The following is an 18,208-nucleotide window of genomic DNA, read 5'->3' on the forward strand; positions in this document are numbered from 1 at the left end:
CTCACATGAGCTTCATCTTCGCCCTGCTGCAAAAAATCGACGACCTTTTCGTCTCCCCGCACCTGCCGCTCGACGCCGAATACTCGTATGCCGCGCGTCACGCCGAAGCCGAGCGTGTGCGCCGCGCGCACCTCGTGCCGATCGTCCTGTACCGTCGCTGATTCGCTGATTCGCTGATTCGCTGATTCGCTGATTCGCTGATTCGGCGCGGCGGCCGCCGTACCTGCCTGCCTGTTTTCCGCCGCCGCCTCGCGCGCCGGAGCGACTGTCCCGCTACACTGGAAGTCCGATTCCGTTAACGGCGACCGGGCCATGCTGCAGATGCGGCCGATGACGGCCGGCGAATTCCACGCGTACCGCACGCGAGCCATCCACGGCTACGCGAGCGATCTCGTTTCCTCCGGGCAAAATGCTGTCGAAGACGCGGCCGATCGTGCGCGCGCCTGTTTCGACACGCTGCTGCCGGACGGCCTGCTGACCGCCGGCCAGACCCTCGTCACGCTCATCGACGGCGCCAGCGGCGACACGGTGGGCGACCTCTGGTACGCGATCGTCCCCGAAGGGCCGAACCGCACGCTGTTCATCTACGACCTCGACATCGTCCCGTCCCGGCGTCGCCAGGGCTGGGCCACGCGCGCGCTCGATGCGCTCGACGCCGAGGCGCGTCGCTACGGCGTCACCGAGATCGGGCTGTCGGTGTTCAATCACAACGCGGCGGCGCGTGCGCTGTATCGCTCATGCGGCTTCGTGCCGATCACTACGACGTTGATCAAACCGGTCGTGTCGGACTGAATCCGCTGACTGGCGATGCGTCGTCACAGGCTGCCGGCTCGGCACGCCGCGTAGCCGGCAAACGCAGGCATGCCTTCCGATCCTTCCTGTCGGTCGAGCGCCGAACGCCCACACCGAGCACCCATCCGCCATTCGCCGCCCGCCGCATCAACGCGCGCGGCCCTTCCATCTCCGCAGCAGCAACGCGTTGGTCACGACGCTGACGCTCGAAAACGCCATCGCCGCGCCCGCGATCACCGGGTTCAGCAAGCCGAGCGCCGCGAGCGGCACGCCGACCAGGTTGTAGACGAACGCCCAGAACAGGTTCTGCTGGATCTTGCGGTATGTGCGTTTGGAGATGTCGATCGCGTCGGCGACGAGCGCCGGGTCGCCGCGCATCAGCGTGATGCCGGCCGTGTGCATCGCGACGTCGGTGCCGGTCGCCATCGCGATGCCGACGTCCGCCGCGGCGAGCGCGGGCGCATCGTTGATCCCGTCGCCGACCATCGCGACGACTCCGCCGTGCGTGCGCTTCAGCTCGGCGACGACGCGGGCCTTGTCGTCGGGCAGCACCTGCGCGTGCACTTCGCCGATGCCGAGCGCCGCCGCGACGGCCGCCGCGCTGCCGCGGTTGTCGCCCGTCACGAGCGCGCTCGCGACGCCGCGCGCCGACAGCGCCGCGATCGCGTCGCGGGCGCCCGGCTTCACGGTGTCGCCGAAGGCGATCAGCGCGAGCACCGCGCGCGGCGCATCGGCACGCATCAGCCACGAGATCGTGTTGCCCGCGCGTTCGAGTTCCGCCGCGCGCGCGTCGAGCGCCGGCGGCACCGCGATGCCAAGTTCGTCGCGCCAGCGCGTGCTGCCGAGCGCGAGCCGCTGCCCGCCGACCTGCGCTTCCACGCCGCGCCCGGCCACCGCGCGCGCATCGGTCGCGACGACCGACTCGGCCGCGCCGCCCCGTGCGGCCACGTCCGCGTCATGCGCGGCGACCACCGCACGCGCGAGCGGATGGTCGCTCTGCCGCTGCACGGCCGCCGCGAGCGCGAGGGCTTCGGCGCGCGGCACGTCGACGGCGTCGAACGCCGTCACGGACGGTTTGCCTTCGGTCAGCGTGCCGGTCTTGTCGAACGCGATCACCGTCGTGCGCTGCGCGAGTTCGAGCGCTTGCGCGTCCTTGATCAGCACGCCGTGCCGGGCCGCGACGCCCGTGCCGGCCATGATCGCGGCGGGCGTCGCGAGACCGAGCGCGCACGGGCACGCGATCACGAGCACCGCGACCGCGTTGAGGATCGCGGTTTCCGTTCCGGCGCCGGCGATCAGCCAGCCGACCAGCGTCAGCACGGCGATGCCGAGGATCGCCGGCACGAACACCTCGCTGACGCGATCGACGAGCCGCTGGATCGGCGCCTTCTCGGCCTGCGCGGATTCGACGAGGCGGATGATGCGCGCGAGCGTCGTTTCCGCGCCGATCGCGGTGGTTTCGACGACGAGCGCGCCTTCGCCGTTGATCGAGCCGGCCGTGACCGCGTCGCCGTCGTCCTTCGGCACGGGCAGGCTTTCGCCGGTGATCAGCGATTCGTCGATGTGCGAGCGGCCCGACACGATCCGTCCGTCGACGGGCACGCGTTCGCCGGGTCGGATGCCGACGTGCGTGCCGACGCGCACCTGCGACAGCGGCACGTCGCGTTCGACGCCATGCTCGACGACGCGAGCACGGTCGGGGCGCAGCGCGTTCAGCGCGCGGATCGCCTCGGTGGTCTGGCGCTTCGCGCGGGATTCGAGCCACTTGCCGAAGCGCACGAGCGTGACGATGACGGCCGACGCTTCGAAATACAGATGGCCGGGATGCGCCGGGTCGCGCAGCAGCATCCACAGGCTCAGCCCGTACGCGGCCGACGTGCCGAGCGCGACGAGCAGGTCCATGTTGCCGGTGCGCGCCTTCACCGCATGCCAGGCCGCGCGGTAGAAGCGCGCGCCGAAGCCGAACTGCACGATCGACGCGAGCACGAGCTGAAGCCAGCCGGGCAGCATCAGGTCGATGCCGAACGGCGCGGCGAGCATCGGCGCGACGAGCGGCGCGCTCAGCACGGCGGCCCCGATCACGAGGTTGCGTTCGCGGATCGCTTCGCGGCGCTTGCGTGCGTCGGGGTCCTGCGGGGGGCTGGCCGCTTGTGAGTCGGCGCCGGCCGTTGCGCCGGCGGGTGACGCGGCGGGAAGCGACGCACGGTAGCCGGCTGTAGTGACCGCCGCGATCAGCGTGGCGGCGTCGAGTGCGCCGGCGCCGTGCACCGATGCACGCTCGGTCGCGAGATTGACCGTCGCGCGCGCGACGCCCGGCACCGCGGCCAGCGCTTTTTCGACGCGGCCGGCGCAGGACGCGCAGGTCATGCCGCCGATGTCGAGTTCGACGTCGGCGGGAGCGGGCGTGGCCGCGGAAGTCGCGGGCCGAGCCGAGACGGCGGTCGGCGTTGCGCCGTAGCCGGCCTGCTTCACCGCGTCGGCAAGCTGCGCGGCGGATACGTCGGCCGACGCGTCGACCGTCGCGCGTTCGGTCGCGAGGTTGACCGATGCGCGCGTGACGCCCGGCACCTTGGCGAGCGCCTTCTCGACACGCGACACGCACGACGCGCAGGTCATCCCGTCGATGTCGAGTTCGATGCTTGCGGGCGCGGCGGGCAGGGCAGCGGCGGCGGCGGCCGGGACGACGGTGTCCGACACAGTCGGCGTCGCGCCATAGCCGGCCTGCTTCACGGCGTCCGCCAATTGCGTGGCCGAAACGCCAGCCGATGCGTCGACCGTCGCGCGTTCGGTCGCGAGGTTGACCGATGCGCGCGTGACGCCCGGTACCTTCGCGAGCGCCTTCTCGACGCGCGACACGCACGACGCGCAGGTCATCCCGTCGATATCGAGTTCGATCGTCGCGGCGGCAGCCGGCGCAAGCGGCGTTGCCGCGTCCGCCACATGCGCGGCCGCGACGGCCTCGACCTCCGCTTCGCGCACCGCTGCGCCGTAGCCGGCCTCACGGATGGCGTCGATCAGTTGGTTCGGCTCGACGGTTTCCTGCGCGGTGACGGTCGCTGCATGCGCATCCAGATCGACCGCCGCCTCGACGACGCCGGGCACGGCGGCCAGCGCGCGCTGCACGCGGCCCGTGCAGCCGCCGCAATGCATGCCGTCGACGCTCAGTTCGATCGTTTGCAGCGCTGCGGAAGCAAGTGGTTCAGTCATGTCGGATTTCCCAAAAGCGCGGTTCGTGCCGCGAATGGTTCCAGTATCAACATTCCCATGATGGTAAGGTCAAGCGTCGGCGACGACGATGCGACGCAGGTCGATGCGCACAGGGTGTCACAACCCGGAAAAAGCGATCGCCCGGCTTCGAGACGGACGAGCCGGGCGATCGTGCGTGGTGCACGCGTACGCGCTCAGGCGCAGAGCTTGGCGCTCGCGAGGCGATTGAGGCTGACGCCCTGTTCGGCGGCCTGGATGACCAGCGCGCGATGCGCTTGCGGCGGGATGCGGACCTTGAATTCGCCGCTGTAGGCTCGGTCGGCGATCGGTTCGGGTACCTTCTCGCCGTTCGCCGTCATCTCGCCCACGACGTCGGCGACGAGCTGGCGAATGCCGACCAGTGCGCCCTCGGGTGTTGCATCGAGCCACGAAAGAGACGGGAACTCCGCGCAGAGGCCGACGTGCTCCCCGTCCTCCGGGGACCACGTTACGCGGTACGTAAAGTGGTCTTGGGTCATGATTTTGGTGCCTTCAGTCGATCATTGGTCGAGGATCCTGCCACAGCCTATGGTGTCAATAGTGACACCGTTTATCCATCCTCGCCGGCGGTCCTCGCCCGACCCTCATTCCAGCGCGATCGCGCCGTTTCGGATTTTTGCGGAATCCCGTGAACTATTTCAGATTTCTTGACGATTCGGCTAGCGTTTTACCCGTTATTCGGCATATTGGGGGATGCCCTTAGGCGCTATGATACCGGCCTGACATCAGCGCCCACCGTTACGAAACGTCACGGAACGGTCATCCGGGCACGCTGGGGTGCCTTGCTTCGCCGTTCGCGAGACGAACAGGGCGTTGACTGAAAAGAACGATATTCGGCCAGTAATCGATGATTGAAAACCAGCGAGAATCAGTTTCTCTGCGACGCGCATGCGCGTCGCTGGCCATGGCGGCGTTGCTTGCAGGATGCGCGTCGCAACCGGACGCGATCCAGCGGAAAACCGGCTGGATGCGCGCGGAAGTCGCCGACTCCTATATCTATGCGTATCCGCTCGTGCTGATGGACGTCGCGAAGGAAGCGGCGACGGGCGGCGACGGTGCGCAACCCGGGCAGGCGCCGCTCAACACGCTGCGCCACGCGCAGGCGCTGCCGCCCGTCGGCGCGGTCAATCCGCCGCTGCCGGGCGTCGACACGCTCGACTCGACCGGCTGGCTCGACGTCGCCGCCGAACCCGTGATCGTCGCGCTGCCCGACACGCGCGGCCGCTACTGGGACGCGCGCGCGCTCGACATGTGGACGAACGTACTGTGGTCGTCGTCGAGCGTCGCGGCGCGCGGCGCTCGTGGCGCCGCGCGATCGCAAACGATTGCCTTCGCCGCGAAGGACTGGCAAGGCACGCTGCCGAAGGGCGTGCTGCGCGTCGACGTGCCGTCCGCCAATGCGTGGCTCGAAGTGCGGCTGCAGACGAGCGGCGGGCGCGACCTGACGAACGTGAAGAAGCTGCAGCGCGCGATCCGCGTGGTGCCGCTGTCGGTCTACACCGGCGCCGAGCGCGGCGCGTCGGTCGCGGTCCATGCGGGCAGCGCGCCGTCCGAGGCGGTGAGCGGCGGCACGCCGGCCGAGCAGGTGGCCGCGCTCGACCCGAAGGCGTTCTTCACGCGCTTCGCGCGGGCGCTGCAGGACAATCCGGCATCGGCCGACGATGCGCACGCGCAGGAATCGCTCGGCGACATCGGCGTGACCGCCGGCTATCCGGTGCTGTGGACGGGCGACCGGCTCACGGCCGCGACGGCTGGCGTGGCCGAAGCGCGCGCGCGGCTCGCGACGCCGCCGTCGAACCTGCTGAACGCGAACGGCTGGACCTGGATCGGCGATACGGCCGGCAAGTACGGCCAGGACTACGCGCTGCGCGCGTATGCGGCCTACACGCAGTTCGGCACCGCGACGCGCGACGACGAGACGCTCGCGATCACCCGCGTCGACAGCGACGGCCACGCGCTGAACGGCGCGAACCGCTATGTGCTGCATTTCGCGCCGGGCGCGCTGCCGCCGGTGCGCGCATTCTGGACGCTCACACCGTACACGACCGGCGGCGCGTTGCCCGACGTCGGGTCGGCGCGCCGCTCGCTCGGCGATCGCGACCGGCTGCGCCGCAACCACGACGGCTCGATCGACATCGTCGTGTCGGCGTCGCCGGGCGGCGCGCATGCGGCCAACTGGCTGCCGGCGCCGCGTACCGATTTCGCGCTCGCGTTGCGCCTGTACGCGCCGAAGCCGCAGGCGAGCGACGGGTCGTGGATGCCGCCCGTCGTCGTCCGGAAGTGAACGGTTGACCGCCGCCGTTGTCCGACCGGCGGGCGCGGCGGCGGCGCCCGATCTCCGTACCGTCACCTCCTGAGCCTATACTTTCGGGATAGCGTGCACGGCCGCCCGGTTCTCCGGTGCGGCCCGGCATCCATTCCCGAGGCATTCAAGCATGGCAAGCGCAGACAAAGAAACCCTACCCTCGACCCTCCATGCCCTCGGCGGCGTTGCACGCTCGCGCCGGGCCCGGCGTATCGGCATCGGCGTGCTGATCTTCATCGTTTTGTTCGGACTGCTCGGCTTCTTCGCGGCGCCGCCGCTGATCCGCCATGTCGCCGAACAGCAGTTGAGCAAGCAGCTCGACCGGCCGGCCACGATCCAGCGCATCGCGCTGAACCCGTACACGCTGAACCTCGAAGCCGACGGCGTCCACCTCGGCGAGCGCGGCGGCCAGGGCGACTTCGTCGACATCGGCAAGCTCGTCGTGAGGCCGTCGTGGTCGTCGCTGTTCCGCGGCGCGCCGATCGTCAACGAGGTCCGGCTCGACTCGCCGCGTTTTCACATCGTCCGCTACGACGCGCAGCGCTTCAACTTCACCGACCTGATCGAGAAGTTCTCGTCGCCGTCGCCGACCCCCGACAGCAAGCCGGCGCAGTTCTCGGTGTCGAACATTCAGGTCAATGACGGCCGGATCGATTTCGACGATCGCCTGCTGAACGAAAAGCACGTGGTCGACAACTGGACGCTCGGCATTCCGTACATCGCGACGCTCGCCTCGAAGACCGACATCTTCGTCGAACCGAAGCTGCGCGCGCGCTTCGACGGCAGCCCGATCTCGATCGACGGCAAGACCAAGCCGTTCGCGCAGTCGCGCGAATCGGAGATCGCGCTGAAGTTCGATCGGCTCGACGTGCCGAAGTTGATCTCGTACGTGCCGGCGAAGCTGCCGGTGGCCGTCACGAGCGGCCTGCTGAGCAGCGACCTGACGGTCAATTTCGTGATGAGCGGCGAGACGCCGGCGCTGCGCGTGTCGGGCACCGTCGACCTGAACGACGCGAAGGTGACCGACCGCGCGTCCGCGCCGTTGTTCGCCGCGCGCGGCGTGCACGTCGCGGCGGCCGGGCTGGAACCGCTGCGCAACGCGATGCACTTCGACGAGATCCGGTTCGACCAGCCGGTGGTCGACCTGTCGCGCGACAAGCAGGGCGTGCTGAACGTCGAGAAGCTCGTCGCGCAGCCGGCCGCCGCGCCGAAGGCCGAAGCCGGCAAGCCGGCCGCGTCGGCCGCCGCCGTTTCTGCCGCGACCGCTTCCGGCGCGTCGTCCGCTGCCGCCGTCGCCGCCGCCAGCGGCGCGAAGGCCGCCACCAGCGCCGCCGCGAAGGCCGCGCCGCCGCTCGACCTGACGATCCGTCATGTCGCGATCGACGGCGGCACGATCAACGTCGACGACCGCGTGCCGGCCACGCCGACCGCGCTGTCGCTGACGAAACTCGCCGCGACGCTCGACGGCTTCACGCTGCAGGGCAAGACGCCCGCAAAATACACGCTGTCGACGTCGCTGTCGCGCGGCGGCGACGTGAACGCCGAAGGGTCGTTCAATCTCGCCGCGAAGCAGGCCGACACGAAGCTGACGGTCGCCGCGCTCGCGTTGCCGGCGCTGCAGCCGTACCTCGGCGAGGCGACGCGCGCGCGCGTGCTCGACGGCACGTTCGGCGCGACCGTCAACGCGAAGACCGACTGGGGCAAGACGCCGCTGGCCGCGGAAGTCGCCGACAGCACGGTCACGCTGAAGTCGCTGAAGATCGCCGCGCCGGACAACAAGGCGCCGGCGATCGTGCTGCCCGACGCGAGCGCGAAGATCGCGAAGGTCGACGTCGCCGCGCGCACCGCGGAAATCGCGAGCGTCGACGCGAGCGGGCTCGCGCTCGACGTGAAGCGCCTGAAGGACGGCAAGATCGATCTCGCGGCGCTGGCCGAACCGGCGCAAGCCGCGGTGCCGCAGCGCACGGTCGCGCGCAAGGCGCAGGCCGCCGCGCCGTCGTGGCACTACCGGATCGACGCGCTGAACGTGAAGGACGCGTCCGCGAACTTCACCGACCTGTCGACGCCGCGCCCGGCGAAGCTGGCGATCAAGCCGCTGGAGCTGTCGGTGCAGAAGGTGAGCGACGACCTGACGAAGCCGCTGCCCGTGCAGCTGAAGGCGACGCTGAACCGCAAGGGCTCGCTGAACGTGTCGGGCGACGTGACGGCGCAGCCGCTGAAGCTCGGCCTGAAGATCAACGGCAACCGCCTCGACGCGGCCGCGTTCGAGCCGTACTTCGGCAGCGCGCTGAACGCGACGATCGCGAGCGCGCTGCTCAACGCGCAGGGCAACCTGACGTTCGCGCAGGTGAAGGACAAGCCGCGCGCGACCTATCGTGGCGACCTCGCGCTGGTCGACGTGCGGATGCTCGACAAGGCGACTTCCGACCCGTTCGCCGGCTGGCGCTCGCTCGCGCTGTCGAACCTGAAGGCGAACTACGACGAGAAGGGCACCGACGTCGACGCCGCGCGCGTGACGTTCTCGAACTTCTACGGCCGCGTGCTGCTCGACGCGCAGGGCCGGCTGAACCTGAAGGACGTGGTCGCGAAGGAGACGGGCCCCGCGCAGTCGCTCACGCGTGACGCGAGCAAGGGCGAACCGGTGCCGCTGTCGCCGGGCGTGACGCCGCCGGCCGCCGCGCAGGCCGCCTCGGCCGCGGCCGTGCAGCAGGCGTCCGTGCCGGCCGCCGCGTCGGCGACGGTGGTCGTGAAGGCCGCGCCGCAGCCGCAGAACCCGGTGCGGATGCACTTCGGCGAACTGCTGCTGCAGAACGGCCGCGTCACGTACACGGACAACTTCATCAAGCCGAACTACACGGCGAACCTCGTCGCGATCAAGGGCACGGTCGGTGCGTTCGGCACGGATTCGACGACGTCCGCGCCGGTCGACGTCGCCGCGAACCTCGCGGGCAACGGGCCGATCTCGATCAAGGGCTCGGTGAACCCGCTGATCGAGAAGCCGGCGCTCGACCTCACGGCGACCGCACACGACATCGAGCTGACCAACCTGACGCCGTATTCGGCGAAGTACGCGGGCTATCCGATCACGAAGGGCAAGCTCAACGTCGATCTGCACTACCAGCTCGCGAACGACCAGCTGTCGGCGAACAATCACATCTTCATCGACCAGCTCACGTTCGGCGATCGCGTCGAGAACGACACCGCGACGAAGCTGCCGGTGAAGCTCGCGATCTCGCTCTTGAAGAACACGCGCGGCCAGATCGACGTGAACCTGCCGGTGTCGGGCTCGCTGTCCAATCCGGAGTTCAGCGTCGGCGGGCTGATCTGGCACGCGGTGCTGAACCTGATCGCGAAGGCCGTCACGTCGCCGTTCACGCTGCTCGCGAATGCGTTCGGCGGGGGCGGCGGCGAGGATCTCGGCTACGTCGAGTTCGCGCCGGGTTCGTACGAGTTGACCGACGCGCAACAGAAGAAGCTCGACACCGTCGTGAAGATGCTGACCGAGAAGCCGTCGATCCGCCTCGACCTGATCGGCCGCGTCGATCCGGCGCAGGACACGCCGGGGCTGCGCGACGCGTACGTCGAGCGGCTGGTGCGCCAGCAGAAGCTGAAGGACGTGATCGGCCAGGGCGAGAGCGTCGATCCGATGTCGGTGAAGGTCGACAAGGCCGAATACTCGAAGTACCTGACGCGCGCATACAAGGCCGCCGACTTCAAGAAGCCGCGCAACCTGGTCGGCCTGCAGAAGACGCTGCCCGATGCGGACATGAAGCAGGCGCTCGCCGATCACGCACCGGCCGACGACAACGCGCTGCGTGCGCTCGCGCAGCAGCGCGCGCAGGCCGTGCGCCAGTATCTCGACGGCAAGATCGATTCGAGCCGCATGTTCGTCGTCGCGCCGAAGCTCGACGCGAAGGGCATCTCGGACAAGGGCGCGACCACCCGCGTCGACTTCGGGCTGCAGTAAGCGTCATCGCCATCCGCCGCCGCGCCCGTACCCGCCGGGCGCGGCGGTTTTTTTCAGCGGCCGGCGACGGCCGGTTCGCGCTTGTCCAGCTCCTTCCTCGCGGCCAGCGGCAGACGCGCGTCGTCCCACTGCGTCAGCCATTCGACTTCCTTCGCGGTAAACACCTGTCCGTAGTTGCGCAACGCGTACTGCAGCGCGTCGACGACGTGATGGCGAATGATTTCGGGGGTACGTGCATCGTCCAGCACGAACCGGAGGGCTTCCAGGGTCGACATACTCGTGCTCCGGGTCAGGGAAAACCCTTTATGCCACGCCAATAGTCGCGGGCCAACCCGAAAAAAAATCCGGCCGCGCGGGCCGGCGCACGCGACGGCCGCGGATTGCGACCGCTTCGTGTCATTTGCGATTGGTTACGTTTGACAGAGAACAGAAAGCCCCGCTTCATCCGACCGCCGCACGATCCGGCGATATTTTGCGCGCCTGATGGCAGGTCACGCGGTTCAACATCAATCGATGAGGTGGGGTGATGATTTCCAGGTTCGTCAAGCAACGAAACATGGCGGTGATGGTGGCGGGTGCGCTGGCGCTCGCAAGCGCAGGCGTGCACGCGGCGCAACAGGACGGTAACGCTCAGGGCGAGGGCAACGGCCGGGCGAGCCGCGTCGTGAAGCACGTTTTGCTGTTGAGCATCGACGGCCTGCACGAGCAGGATCTGGCGCGCTGCATCGGCGCGAATACGTGCCCGAACCTCGCGGTGCTCGCGAAGAGCGGCGTGACGTACGCGAATGCGTACACGCCGGGGCTGTCGGATTCGTTCCCGGGCCTCGCCGCACTGGTGACGGGCGGCTCGCCGAAGACGGCCGGGCTGTTCTACGACGTGTCGTACGACCGCAACCTGTACGCGCCGAGCGACACGACGTGCTCGGGCAAGCAGGGCTGGAACGTCGTGTTCGACGAGACGACCGGCATCGATGCGCAGAACGGCGGCGCGCTCCTGCACCTCGACGGCGGCGGCGCGTTCAATCCGCAGGCGATCCCGCATGCGAAGGTCAACGGGCAGTGCGTGCCCGTCTACCCGCACAACTACGTGAAGACCAACACGGTGTTCGAGGCCGTGAAGGCCGGCGTGCCGAATGCGCACACCGCGTGGGCCGACAAGCACGCGTGGGGTTACGACTGGCTGAACGGCCCATCGGGCACCGGCGTCGACGACCTGATGCGCACCGAGATCAATTCGATCGACCCGGCGACCAACACCGACTATACGGACGTCTACTCGCACACCGCGCGCTTCGACAACCTGCACGTGCAGGCGCTGATCCACCAGATCGGCGGCCGCGATTCGAGCGGCACGAAGACCGCGCCGGTGCCGACGCTGTTCGGCGCGAACTTCCAGACACTGAGCGTCGCGCAGAAGGCGCCGGTCGCGAAGGGCGGCGGCTATCTCGACGCCGACTTCACGCCGAACGGGCAGGTCGCGAACGCGATCACGTATGTCGACGACGCGATCGGCCATGTCGTCGCGGCGCTGAAGCAGGCGAACCTGTACACGTCGACGGCCGTGATCGTCACGGCGAAGCACGGCCAGTCGCCGAGCGATCACACGAAGCTCGTGAAGAACGGCGACACGCTGACGAAGCTGCTCGAAGCGAACGACTTCCTCGATCCGAACGGCAACTTCGGCCAGAACAATACGACGACGGGCAACCTGAACGACGGTTCGGGCCTGGTCGGCACGGGCTTCGTGCAGACCGACGACGTCGGGCTGATCTGGCTGCGCGACCGCAGCCAGCGCACGGCCGTCGTGCAGACGCTGAAGGCAAACCTCGGCTGCAACGCGCCCGGGATCTGCGCGGACGGCCCGCAGGCATACGTGCTGTACGGCGCGGCGCTGGCCGACCGCTTCGGCGATCCGGCCAACGGCCGCACGCCGGACATCGTCGTCCAGCCGAATCCGGGCGTGATCTACACGTCGAGCACGAAGAAGGACGAGGAGCACGGCGGCAACGCGCCGGACGACAGCCACCTCGGCCTGCTCGTGTCGTACCCGGGCATTCATCGTGCGCGCACGGTGAACGATCTCGTCGGCACGAAGCAGGTCGCGCCGACGATCCTCGCGCTGCTCGGCGCCGATCCGCGCCTGCTGCAGGCGGTCGTGGCGGAGAATACGCGCGTGCTGCCAGGGCTTGGTATCGGGCGTTGAGCGTGGGGAAGGGCGGTACGCCTGCGGCATGACCCGGGCGCATCACGGCGCCGCGATGCTGGTGCATGGCTTGAATTCAGGCGCGTGCACCGGCATATTCGTCGCGCATCACCCGTTCAACGACGTACCAAGAGGATCGTTCATGCGCCTACTGCTTGCCCTGCTGCTCCCGTGGTTCCAGTTCTTCACGATCGGCCGCCCGATCGCAGGGATCATCTGCCTGCTCCTGCAACTCACGATCATCGGCTGGCTGCCGGCCGCGATCTGGTCGGTGTATGCGCTGAGCCAGTACAAGACCGATCGCAAGATCGAAGCGGCGTTGCGCGGGCGGGGGTAGACGCGCAGTGCGCGGTGGGGTGATTCAGCCGCGTGGTTCGTATTTCGGTAGAAATCTATCTATCTTGTTCACATCGACGATGTGATTTGTATGGATTTCTGCCTAAATGGCGGATTCGTGCGCTGTGCGGCTTGATGCAGCCGGCCGAAGCCGCAGCCCAACGACAAAACGGCCGCCCGGGCCATCGTTCGACCCGGGCGGCCACCCCGCCTACTTCACCGCAAACAGCGTCAAATTCATGAAGATCTTGAACGCATAGCCGAGCGTGACGGCGCCGATCACGCCGCCGGCCCACAGAACGACGAACCACATCCAGCCGCGCATCCGCGGCCGCGGCGCGCCGGGCTGGCCGGCAGTGGAATCAGTGGTGGTAGTAATGCTGGTCTTCATGGCGCACCTTGCCTCGGAATACCCAGTAACCCATCGTCGTGTAGGCGATGATGATCGGGAGGATAACCGCTGCGCCGACCAGCGTGAAGGTCTGGCTCGAATGCGGCGCCGCCGCTTCCCAGATCGTCATCGTCTGAGGAATCGCATACGGGAACAGCGTGACGAGCAGGCCGACGTAGCCGAGCAGCACCAGCGCCAGCGCGAGCACGAACGGCGTCATGTCGTGCCGGTCGCGCACCGCGCGGCGCATCCACACCGCGCACGCGGCCACCAGGAACGGCACCGGCAGCAGGCGCCAGAACAGTCCCGAATCGAACCAGCGCTGTGCGATGGCCGGGTCCTGCAGCGGCGTCCACAGGCTGATCACCGCGATGAAGCCGAGCAGCACGACGGTCAGCGGCCACACGACGCGATGCAGGCGGCGCTGCAGGTCGCCTTCGGTCTTCGCGACGAGCCAGCAGCAGCCGAGCAGCGCGTACGTGACGATCAGGCCGAGGCCGGTGAGCAGGCTGAACGGCGTGAGCCAGTCGAACGCGCCGCCAGCGTACACGCCGTCCTTCACGTCGATGCCCTGCAGGAACGCGCCGAGCGCGATCCCCTGGAACAGCGTCGCGCCGGCCGAGCCGCCGATGAACGCGAGATCCCACAGCTGCTTCGTGCGCCGCGCCTTCGCGCGGATCTCGAACGACACGCCGCGGAAGATCAGGCACACCAGCATGAAGATCAGCGGCAGGTACAGCGCCGACAGCACCGTCGAATAGACGATCGGAAACACCGCGAACAGCCCGGCGCCGCCGAGCACGAGCCACGTTTCGTTGCCGTCCCACACGGGCGCGACGGTGTTCATCATCAGGTCGCGTTCCTTTTCGTCGGGGAAGAACGGGAAGACGATGCCGATGCCGAGGTCGAAGCCGTCGAGCACGACGTACATGAAGAGCCCCAATGCGATGATCGCGGCCCAGATTACGGTGACGTCCATAGGTTTTCTCGTTTGCGAATGGGGTGGGCTCAGACGGTCTCGATCAGGTCGTCGACGGCCGACATCGGGCGGCGCGCGGTGTGATCGGCGCGGGTGTCCGGTTTATCGTCGTGCTTGGCGTCGGGCAGCGCCGGGCCGGCCTTCATCAGCTTCAGCATGTAGTACACGCCGGTGCCGAACACGAGGAAGTACACGATCACGAACGTCATCATCGACAGGCTGACCTGCTGCACCGACAGCGGCGACACGGCCTGCGCGGTGCGCATCACGCCATACACGACCCACGGCTGGCGGCCGGCTTCAGTCGTGACCCAGCCCGCGAGCAGCGACACGAAACCGGTCGGGCCCATCACGAGCGCGAAGCGCTGGAACCACTTCGATTCATACAGGCGGCCGCGGCGGCGCAGCAGCCACGCGAGCGCGGCGAGGCCGATCATCGCGAAGCCGAGGCCGACCATGATCCGGAAGCTCCAGAACACGACCGTCGAATTCGGGCGGTCCTCAGGCGGGAAGTCCTTCAGCCCGCGGATCTCGCCGTCCCAGCTGTGCGTGAGGATCAGGCTGCCGAGGTGCGGCACCTTCACCGCGTAGCGGGTCGTTTCGGCCTGCATGTCCGGAATGCCGAACAGGTTCAGCGCGGTGCCGCCCTTCTCGGTTTCCCACAGCCCCTCGATCGCAGCGATCTTCGCGGGCTGATGCTTCAGCGTGTTGATGCCGTGCTGGTCGCCGATCACGGCCTGCAGCGGCGCGAGCACCAGCAGCAGCCACAGCGCCATCGAGAACATCTTCTTCACGCCCTTGTCGCGGCGGCCCTTCAGCAGGTGCCACGCGCCGGTCGCGGCCACCACCAGCGCGGCGACGATGAACGCGGCGATCGCCATGTGGAACAGGCGGTACGGGAACGACGGGTTGAAGATGATCGCGAACCAGTCGGTCGGCACGACGCGGCCGTCGACGATCTCGAAGCCCTGCGGCGTCTGCATCCAGCTGTTCGACGCGAGGATCCAGAACGTCGAGATCAGCGTGCCGATCGCGACCATCAGCGTCGCGCCGAAGTGCGCGCGCGGGCTCACGCGGTTCCAGCCGAACAGCATGATGCCGAGGAAGCCGGCTTCGAGGAAGAACGCGGTCATGACCTCGTACATCAGCAGCGGGCCGGTGACGGCGCCGGCGAAGCTCGAGAAGCCCGACCAGTTGGTGCCGAACTGATAGCTCATCACGACGCCGGAGACGACGCCCATCCCGAACGCGACCGCGAAGATCTTCGACCAGAACAGGCAGAGCGTCTTGTAGTACTGCTTGCCGGTCTTCAGCCAGCGATATTCGAGCACGGCGATGAAGCTGGCGAGGCCGATGCTCAGCGCCGGAAAGACGATGTGAAAGGAGACGGTGAACGCGAATTGCAGGCGGGCCAGATCGAGGGCCGAAAGTGCGGTGTCCATACCAGATGACCGAGGCTGACGATACCCGCCGACGGGTGCCGGCGGACCCCGGCGGACGGGCGTCGGGGTTGGCTGGAGTATGGGCCGCGATGTTGCACTGCGAAATGCGCCAACTCGTCGCAGATGTCCAGCCCGTCGCGCGCCATTTCCGGATAAATCGTTGATTCGTATCAAGAACGCCGTTCGCCGCGCACGCGGCCGCGGCGTGGCGGTCTGCCGCACGTGCGGCAATATGGCGCGTCGCGTCATCGGAACGGTTTTGCGTGCGCGCCAACCGCGTGCCGGGACGGCGATCGGTTTCGATCCGTTAGCGCGTAACGCGACCGTCCGGACGCGCGGGGCCGTTTGTCACACGGGTAACGTCGCGCAACATTCGCGCGCTCGCCCGTAATGGATGCCGGATCGCGTGCGGCGTAGCGTTCGGGATGCCGGGTTCGCATCGGCGAACCGGCCTGCCGGAGAACGTGACGTGAATGGATTGAAGCTCGCACTGGGCGCGGCGGCCGCGCTGGCGGTCGCGACGGGCGGCGTGGCGCATGCCGCCCGGGTCGGGGTCTATATCGGCCCCGGCTACCCGTATTACGCGCCCGTCGTACCTGCGCCGTACTACTACCCGCCGCCCGTCGTCGCGGTGCCGGTCGCTCCGCCGCCGCCGCCCGAGTATGTCGAGCAGGGGCAGCCACAGGACAACGGCGACGCGAACCTCTGGTACTACTGCGACGCGTCGAAGCATTACTACCCGTACGTGAAGACCTGCAAGTCGGGCTGGCGCTCGGTGCCGGCGCGGCCGCAGTGACGGAGGCGCAACCATGAAAACCGTATTTCGACCGCTGCGCGTGCCGGCCGTGCTGGCGCTCGCCGCGCTGCTCGGTGCGTGCGCCTACCTGCCGACCGGCCCGAGCGTGATGGCGCTGCCGGGCACCGGCAAGTCGTTCGACCAGTTCCGCGCCGACGACGGCAGTTGCCGGCAGTATGCGTTCGAGCAATCGGGCGGCATGAGCGCCGGGCAGGCGTCGACCGCGAGCGCGGTCGGCAGCGCGGCCGTCGGCACCGCGCTCGGCGCGGCGGCCGGCGCCGCGTTCAACGGCGGCACCGGCGCGGCGGTCGGCGCGGGCGCGGGGCTGCTCGCGGGCAGCGTCGTCGGCGCGGGCGCCGCGCAGGGCTCGGCCTATGATGTCCAGCGCCGCTACGACTACGCGTATCTGCAGTGCATGTATGCGACCGGCAATCGCGTGCCGGTGCCGGGCGGGATGAGCGGCGGTAGTGGCGGCGGGTATGGCGGGGGCGGATACGGCACCGCGCCGCGCGCGGCGCCGCCGATGCCGCCGGCGGGCGTCCAGCCGCCGCCGCCGCGATATTGACGCGCGCGAGTCGCGCTGCGTCCATCGGCACATGCCGCGTGAATTGCGTACACTCTGAGTCTCGTTTTCGGCGGGGCCGGGCGCACGAAGGCCGGCCCGCGTTCACTCAGGGCACAGCGATGATCGATTTACGCAGCGATACCGTGACACGTCCGGGCCAGGCGATGCTGGCCGCAATGACTGCCGCCGAAACCGGCGACGACGTCTGGGGCGACGACCCGACCGTCCTGCGCCTGCAGGCGGTGACGGCCGAGCGGGCCGGCAAGGAAGCCGGCCTGTTCTTCCCGAGCGGCACGCAGAGCAACCTGGCCGCGCTGATGTCGCATTGCGAGCGCGGCGACGAGTACATCGTCGGCCAGCTCGCGCACACCTACAAGTACGAAGGCGGCGGCGCGGCCGTGCTGGGCAGCATCCAGCCGCAACCGATCGAGAACGCGCCGGACGGCACGCTGCCGCTCGCGAAGATCGCCGCGGCGATCAAGCCGCTCGACAATCACTTCGCCCGCACGCGCCTGCTCGCGCTCGAAAACACGATCGGCGGCCAGGTCCTGCCGGAAGGCTATGTGCAGGAAGCCGTCGCGTTCGCGCGCAGCCGTGGGCTGGCCACGCACCTCGACGGCGCGCGCGTGTGCAACGCGGCCGTCGCGTCGGGGCGCCCGATCGCCGAGCTGTGCGCGCCGTTCGACACCGTGTCGATCTGCTTCTCGAAAGGGCTCGGTGCACCGGTGGGCTCGGTGCTGGTCGGCAGCCGTGCGCTGATCGAGCGCGCGCAGCGCTGGCGCAAGGTGCTGGGCGGCGGGATGCGGCAGTCGGGCATTCTCGCGGCGGCATGCCTGTATGCGCTCGATCACAACGTCGAGCGGCTCGCGGACGATCACGCGAACGCCGCGCATCTCGCGGCCGGCCTCGCGCGCATCGACGGCGTGAAGGTGCTGTCGCATGCGACGAACATGGTGTTCGCGCAATTCCCCGAAGCCGATTGCGCGCCGCTCGAGGCGTGGCTCAAGGAACGCGGGATTCTCACGCAGATGCTGTACGCGTCGCGCTTCGTCACGCATTGCGACGTGTCGCGCGCGGACATCGACACGTTCCTCGGCGCGGTCGGCGAGTATTTCTCGCAGCGTCGCGCGTGAAGCGGAATACGCCGGCCGGCGACGGGCCGGCGCGACGTGGCAGGATGAAACAC

The 18,208-nt window shown here is 68.6% G+C and carries 15 protein-coding genes; 9 read left to right on the forward strand and 6 right to left on the reverse strand.

Annotated elements, in window-relative coordinates:
- Window positions 1-5 precede the first annotated feature (5 nt).
- Together HWX14_RS21915 and HWX14_RS21920 are read left to right on the forward strand one after the other, a co-directional pair.
- Window positions 6-161 (forward strand): hypothetical protein, encoded by a 156-nt coding sequence (locus HWX14_RS21915; RefSeq protein ID WP_162838117.1) that lies wholly within the window; start codon window positions 6-8, stop codon window positions 159-161.
- Between the two features lie 151 nt (window positions 162-312).
- Window positions 313-792: a GNAT family N-acetyltransferase gene (locus HWX14_RS21920; RefSeq protein WP_011548929.1), complete on the forward strand. Its 480-nt coding sequence runs from the start codon at window positions 313-315 to the stop codon at window positions 790-792.
- A gap of 147 nt (window positions 793-939) precedes the next feature.
- On the opposite strand, the gene HWX14_RS21925 is transcribed toward HWX14_RS21920, so the two are convergent.
- Together HWX14_RS21925 and HWX14_RS21930 are read right to left on the reverse strand one after the other, a co-directional pair.
- The gene (locus tag HWX14_RS21925; protein WP_175884454.1) at window positions 940-3,999 is read right to left on the reverse strand and encodes a heavy metal translocating P-type ATPase; all 3,060 of its coding nucleotides are present in this window, start codon (window positions 3,997-3,999) and stop codon (window positions 940-942) included.
- 194 nt (window positions 4,000-4,193) lie between these two features.
- Window positions 4,194-4,517 carry a toxin-antitoxin system HicB family antitoxin gene (locus HWX14_RS21930; protein WP_175884455.1) on the reverse strand — a complete coding sequence of 108 codons (324 nt, stop codon included), beginning with the start codon at window positions 4,515-4,517 and terminating at the stop codon, window positions 4,194-4,196.
- A gap of 368 nt (window positions 4,518-4,885) precedes the next feature.
- Here HWX14_RS21930 and HWX14_RS21935 point away from each other — a divergent pair, with 368 nt between their 5' ends.
- Both HWX14_RS21935 and HWX14_RS21940 read left to right on the forward strand, forming a co-directional pair.
- On the forward strand, window positions 4,886-6,322 hold the full coding sequence (locus tag HWX14_RS21935; protein WP_175884456.1) for a DUF1254 domain-containing protein: 1,437 nt from the start codon (window positions 4,886-4,888) through the stop codon (window positions 6,320-6,322).
- Window positions 6,323-6,473: 151 nt separating this feature from the next.
- Entirely contained in the window at window positions 6,474-10,310 is a 3,837-nt protein-coding gene (locus tag HWX14_RS21940) for a DUF748 domain-containing protein (RefSeq protein WP_175884457.1), read from the forward strand.
- 53 nt (window positions 10,311-10,363) lie between these two features.
- Here the strand turns inward: HWX14_RS21940 and HWX14_RS21945 are convergent, their stop codons facing one another.
- Complete coding sequence (locus HWX14_RS21945) at window positions 10,364-10,585, reverse strand: hypothetical protein (RefSeq protein WP_175884458.1); 222 nt, start codon at window positions 10,583-10,585, stop codon at window positions 10,364-10,366.
- A gap of 251 nt (window positions 10,586-10,836) precedes the next feature.
- On the opposite strand from HWX14_RS21945, the gene HWX14_RS21950 reads away from it, so the two are divergent.
- Both HWX14_RS21950 and HWX14_RS21955 read left to right on the forward strand, forming a co-directional pair.
- A complete protein-coding gene (locus HWX14_RS21950; protein ID WP_175884459.1) occupies window positions 10,837-12,513 on the forward strand; it encodes an alkaline phosphatase family protein in 1,677 nt (558 codons plus the stop codon).
- Between the two features lie 142 nt (window positions 12,514-12,655).
- Window positions 12,656-12,850: a YqaE/Pmp3 family membrane protein gene (locus HWX14_RS21955; RefSeq protein ID WP_034206306.1), complete on the forward strand. Its 195-nt coding sequence runs from the start codon at window positions 12,656-12,658 to the stop codon at window positions 12,848-12,850.
- 210 nt (window positions 12,851-13,060) lie between these two features.
- On the opposite strand, the gene HWX14_RS21960 is transcribed toward HWX14_RS21955, so the two are convergent.
- The 3 genes from HWX14_RS21960 to HWX14_RS21970 are packed head-to-tail and all read right to left on the reverse strand — an operon-like array spanning window position 13,061 to window position 15,661.
- Entirely contained in the window at window positions 13,061-13,240 is a 180-nt protein-coding gene (locus HWX14_RS21960) for a hypothetical protein (RefSeq protein WP_050012191.1), read from the reverse strand.
- Window positions 13,212-14,219, reverse strand: a complete 1,008-nt coding sequence (gene cydB, locus HWX14_RS21965; RefSeq protein WP_175884460.1) for a cytochrome d ubiquinol oxidase subunit II — start codon at window positions 14,217-14,219, stop codon at window positions 13,212-13,214. The genes HWX14_RS21960 and cydB overlap by 29 nt, the downstream gene beginning before the upstream one ends.
- A 29-nt stretch (window positions 14,220-14,248) precedes the next feature.
- Window positions 14,249-15,661 carry a cytochrome ubiquinol oxidase subunit I gene (locus tag HWX14_RS21970; RefSeq protein WP_175884461.1) on the reverse strand — a complete coding sequence of 471 codons (1,413 nt, stop codon included), beginning with the start codon at window positions 15,659-15,661 and terminating at the stop codon, window positions 14,249-14,251.
- A 469-nt stretch (window positions 15,662-16,130) separates the two neighbouring features.
- Between HWX14_RS21970 and HWX14_RS21975 the strand changes: the two genes are divergently transcribed.
- From HWX14_RS21975 to ltaE, 3 genes are all read left to right on the forward strand, one after another.
- Window positions 16,131-16,457 (forward strand): hypothetical protein, encoded by a 327-nt coding sequence (locus HWX14_RS21975; protein WP_023477963.1) that lies wholly within the window; start codon window positions 16,131-16,133, stop codon window positions 16,455-16,457.
- A 13-nt stretch (window positions 16,458-16,470) separates the two neighbouring features.
- Window positions 16,471-17,022 carry a YMGG-like glycine zipper-containing protein gene (locus HWX14_RS21980; protein WP_175884462.1) on the forward strand — a complete coding sequence of 184 codons (552 nt, stop codon included), beginning with the start codon at window positions 16,471-16,473 and terminating at the stop codon, window positions 17,020-17,022.
- A 119-nt stretch (window positions 17,023-17,141) separates the two neighbouring features.
- Window positions 17,142-18,155 carry a low-specificity L-threonine aldolase gene (gene ltaE / locus HWX14_RS21985; RefSeq protein ID WP_175884463.1) on the forward strand — a complete coding sequence of 338 codons (1,014 nt, stop codon included), beginning with the start codon at window positions 17,142-17,144 and terminating at the stop codon, window positions 18,153-18,155.
- The last annotated feature ends 53 nt before the right edge of the window (window positions 18,156-18,208 follow it).

The sequence above is a fragment of the Burkholderia sp. BCC0044 genome, from assembly GCF_902832955.1.
Classification (GTDB): Bacteria; Pseudomonadota; Gammaproteobacteria; order Burkholderiales; family Burkholderiaceae; genus Burkholderia.